The organism is Bradyrhizobium sp. TM233 (genome assembly GCF_036247965.1).
Classification (GTDB): domain Bacteria; phylum Pseudomonadota; class Alphaproteobacteria; order Rhizobiales; family Xanthobacteraceae; genus Bradyrhizobium; species Bradyrhizobium ottawaense.
In genome coordinates this window covers 1-4,585 of record NZ_BTIG01000040.1, presented here as the reverse complement: position 1 = coordinate 4,585, position 4,585 = coordinate 1, and the positions used below count along the sequence as shown (strand labels likewise).

The following is a 4,585-nucleotide window of genomic DNA, read 5'->3' as shown; positions in this document are numbered from 1 at the left end:
GCCAAAGCCGCCGCCGAGATAGGGCGCGCTGCCCATCTGCCAGAACAGCCAGGACATCGCCTCGGTGCGGCTCTTGATATCCTTCGGCAGGAAGGCACCGAACTTTTCCGCGAGATAGAGCAGGATCGAGCCGGACTCGAACACCCGGATCGGCTCCGGACCGGAGCGGTCCATCAGCGCCGGAATCTTCGAGTTCGGGTTGATGTCGACGAAGCCGCTGCCGAACTGGTCGCCGTTGCCAATTCTGATCAGCCAGGCGTCGTATTCGGCGCCCTTGTGGCCGAGCGCCAGGAGCTCCTCCAGCATCACCGTGACCTTCACCCCGTTCGGCGTCGCCAGCGAATAGAGCTGGAAGGGATGCTTGCCGATAGGCAGCTCCTTGTCGTGGGTAGGGCCGGCAATCGGGCGGTTGATGCTGGCGAACTGCCCGCCATTCTCCTTGTTCCAGGTCCAGACCTTGGGCGGCACGTAGGCGGGGGTATCGGTCATGCGAGGGGCTCCGGCGGGGAAAGATGCGCCTGCATTAATTAGCCCGGGAACGGCCAATAACAAGGGTACCCAGCGCATTGACGGGCGGGACAACGCTACTTTTTCGTATGACATCCCCTCACCCGTCATTCCGGGGCGCNNGCGAGCCCCGGAATGACGGCCCACCCAGGACGCCGGGGCCAGCGGGTAGGGCGCGACGTCTACACACAAGATGCCTCGTCGAATCCGGCATGTCATCGTGAGTGATGATCGGCTAGCGTCACCTTGCTTCGCGAGCGAAAGCAACGAGAACGCGAAGGTTGCCGCCGGGGGAGAGAGCCATGAAATCGCCGATCTGCGACATGCTGGGCATAGAGTTCCCGCTGCTGGCCTTCAGCCATTGCCGCGATGTCGTCGCGGCCGTCAGCCGCGCCGGCGGCTTCGGTGTGCTCGGCGCCACCGTGCACACGCCCGATACGCTCGAGCGCGAGCTGAAATGGATCGACGACCACGTCGACGGCAAGCCATATGGCATCGACGTGCTCATTCCCGAAAACATTTCGACCTCAGGCGAGAAGGACGTCACCTGGAAGAGCCTGGAAGCGCGCGTGCCGCAGGAACATCGCACCTATACGCGCGAGCTCCTGAAGAAGTACGACATCGAGTTGACGACCACGGAGGTGGCGGCCGATCAGCCGCAGCCGTTCGACGGAAAGACGGCGCTGCAATTGCTCGAAGTGTCCTTCAATCATCCGATCCGGCTGATCGCCAATGCGCTGGGCGTGCCGCCGAAGGCGATGATCGAGATGGGCAAGAAGCACGGTGTGCCGGTCGCAGCGCTCGTCGGCGCCAAGGAGCACGCGCTGCGCCAGGTCGCGGCCGGCGTCGACATCCTCGTGGTGCAGGGCACCGAGGCCGGCGGCCATTGCGGCGAGGTCTCGACCATGGTGCTGGTGCCCGAGGTGATCAAGGCGATCAAGCCCATCCGCGACGTGCCGGTGCTGGCGGCCGGCGGCATCATGACGGGCCGGCAGATGGCGGCCTGCATGGCGATGGGCGCGGCCGGCGCCTGGACCGGTTCGGTGTGGCTTGCGACGGTGGAAGCCGAGACCACGGAGATCTTTCGCGAGAAGATGATCGCGGCGTCCTCGCGCGACGCGGTGCGCTCCAAGGGTCGTACCGGCAAGCCGGCGCGCCAGCTCCGCTCGGTCTGGACCGATGCCTGGGACCGCGCGCCGGACAGCCCCGGCGCGCTGCCGATGCCGCTGCAAAGCATCGTCAGCCGCGATGCCTTCAACTCGATCGACCGCGCCGCCGCGAGCGGCAATGCCAAGGCGCGCGATCTCGTCAGCTATTTCGTCGGCCAGGGCGTCGGCCTGATCGACAGCGTGAAGTCGGCGGGCGCCGTGGTGCAGGAGTTCAAGGAAGATTTCGCCGAAGCCGTCGAGCACATGAACGCGCTGGTGGCGGAGTGATGGCTCTTGGCCGGCATGGTGCNNCTTCAGCGGCCCTCGAAGGACGACGGCGTGCCCCAAGATTTAAAACGAAAAGCAAGAAAACATGACCAATACCCCCGAAGACCACATCCCCGTCATCGTCGGCATCGGCGAGATCGTCGATCGTCCGAAAGACATCACCGACGGCCTCGAGCCGCTCGATCTGCTCGAGCAAGCGCTGCGGCGGGCCGAAGCTGACGCTAGCGCCAAACTGCTCGGCGAGGTTCAATCGCTCGACGTCGTCAACTTCCTGAGCTGGCGCTACCGCGATCCGGAGAAGCTGTTGGCTAGGCGCCTCGGCATCACGCCGTCCCATTGCTATTACGGCCCGGTCGGCGGCGAGAGCCCGATCCGCTACATCCACGAGGCCGCCAAGCGCATCGCGCGCGGCGAATGCACCGTGGCAGCCGTGTGCGGTGCCGAGGCGCAGTCGACCGCGACCAAAGCCGAGCGCACTGGTGCAAAGCTGCCGTGGACGCCGTTCGCCCATGACGTCGAGGAGCCCAAGCGCGGCGCAGCATTCCAGAAGCCGCTCGCCGTGAAGCTCGGCGTGTTCCGGCCCGTCACGGTCTATCCGTTCTATGAGGCGGCTTCCTCCGCGCATTGGGGCCAGACGCCGCGCGAGGCGATGGCGGAATCGGGCACGCTGTGGTCGCGCTATTCCGAAGCCGCCGCGCAAAATCCCAATGCCTGGCTGAAGCGGCGCTATGCGCCCGAGGAGATCACGACGCCGACCGCAGACAACCGGCTGATCGCCTGGCCCTACAACAAGCTCATGGTCGCCAACCCCAGCGTCAACATGGGCGGNNGCGCTGCTGCTCACGAGCCTTGCCAAGGCGCGTGCGCTCGGTATCGCGGAGAACAAGCTGGTTTACCTACTCGGCGGCGCCTCGGCGGAGGAGCCGCGCGACTATCTGTTGCGCGATCAGTTCTACGAGAGTCACCCGCAGAACGCGGTGCTGAAAGCGGTGACTGATCTCGCCGGCGGCGACGGCAAGTCGTTCGACGCCATCGAGCTCTATAGTTGCTTCCCCTGCGTGCCCAAAATGGCGCGGCGAACGCTCGGGCTCGGCGCCGACGTGCAGCCGACCGTGACCGGCGGCCTCACCTTCTTCGGCGCCCCGCTCAACACCTACATGACGCACGCGGCCTGCGCGATGGTGCGGCGTGTGCGCGACGGCGCAAAACTCGGCCTGCTCTACGGCCAGGGCGGTTTTGTTACCAAGCACCACGCGCTGGTGGTGGCGAAGGCGCCGCCGCGTGAGGCGTTGGCGCAGGAGACCAGTGTGCAGACCGAAGCCGACCGCAACAAGCGCGCGGTGCCGGAGTTCGTTGCCGACGTCTCGGGCAAGGGCCAGGTCGAGAGCTTCACGGTGCTCTATGGCCGTGGTGGTGAGGTCGAGCACGGCGTGGTGATGCTGCGGACGGAAGATGATAGGCGCACGCTGGCGCGGATTCCGGCGAACGATGCGACGACGCTGGCGCATCTGCTGAACATGGATCGTACGCCGGTGGGATCGCTCGGGGAGATCGCCATGGCTGCGGACGGCGTGCCGGAGTGGCGGGTGGCGTAATCTCTCGTGTCCCGGACGCGNNGTCCGGGGCACGAGACCGCCCTACCCCTTCGGCGCCTGCTTTTCCGACGCGGTCGCCGGCTTGGCCTTGGCGCCGACCACGCGCACCGCATCGCCATCCGAGAGGCCGTCCGGCGGGGCCGTGATGACGCGATCGTCCGCGGCGATCCCCGAGGCGAGCTCGATCTCGCGGCCGAGGTCGCGGGCGATGGTCACCGGCTTGAACAGCACCTTGTCATCAGTCCCGACGGTCGCGACGCGCAGCCCGTTGCTGTTGAAGATCAACGCGCTGGCGGGAATGCTGAGCGGGGCGGAATCGCGCTGGAGGTTGAGCTTCACGCTGGCATAGCCGCCGGGCATCAGCTCTCCGTTCGAATTGTCGAGCCCAAGCTGCATGCGCGTGGTGCCGGAGGCGACGTCGACGGCTTGCGAGGACGCCTCGACCGTCGCCTGGAACGTCCGGTTCGGATACTCCGGCAGCGCGATGGTGGCCTTGGCGCCGATCTTGATCGCCGGCACGTAGTTCTGGGGCACGTTGACATAGACACGCAGCTTGGTGATGTCGGAGATCACGAACATCGCGGGACCCGCCCCGCCGCCGGCATTGATCAGCGCGCCGACGTCGGTGTCGCGCGCGGTGACGACGCCGTCGAACGGAGCTGTGATCTTCTTGTAGCCGGCCAGCGCTTCCAGCCGCTCGACATTGGCCTTGCCCGAATTGACGGCCGCGTTCTTGTTGGAGAGATCGGCGGTGCGCTCGTCGATCTCCTGCGCGGAGACGAAGTTGGAGGCGACCAGCGTCTTGCGCCGGTTCAGCGTCGCCTCCGACAGCCTGGCGCTGGCCTGTTGGCTGGCGAGGTCGGCTCTAGCCTGCAGCAGCTGCTGATCGAGGTCCGGCGCCTCGATCTCGGCGATCACCTGACCGGCCTTGACGCGGGCGCCGATGTCGGCGCTCCAGCTCTTCAGATAGCCCGACACGCGGGCGAAGATCGGCGCGCGATAATAGGCCTCCAGCCGGCCCGGCAGATCGATGGTGGCGTTGAGCGC

General features: G+C 66.4%; 2 protein-coding genes and 2 pseudogenes. 2 read left to right on the top strand and 2 right to left on the bottom strand.

The features are described 5' to 3' along the window. Positions 1-489, bottom strand: a pseudogene (locus AABA86_RS32980) (glutathione-dependent disulfide-bond oxidoreductase); the annotation flags it as partial. A 320-nt stretch (positions 490-809) separates the two neighbouring features. Between AABA86_RS32980 and AABA86_RS32975 the strand changes: the two are divergent. Beyond that, complete coding sequence (locus tag AABA86_RS32975; RefSeq protein ID WP_338309723.1) at positions 810-1,943, top strand: nitronate monooxygenase; 1,134 nt, start codon at positions 810-812, stop codon at positions 1,941-1,943. Positions 1,944-2,028: 85 nt separating this feature from the next. Further along, positions 2,029-3,538, top strand: a pseudogene (locus AABA86_RS32970) (acetyl-CoA acetyltransferase). A 42-nt stretch (positions 3,539-3,580) separates the two neighbouring features. Here the strand turns inward: AABA86_RS32970 and AABA86_RS32965 are convergent. Continuing rightward, positions 3,581-4,585 (bottom strand): efflux RND transporter periplasmic adaptor subunit (locus AABA86_RS32965; RefSeq protein ID WP_338309722.1); only part of this gene is annotated, 1,005 nt, incomplete at its 5' end.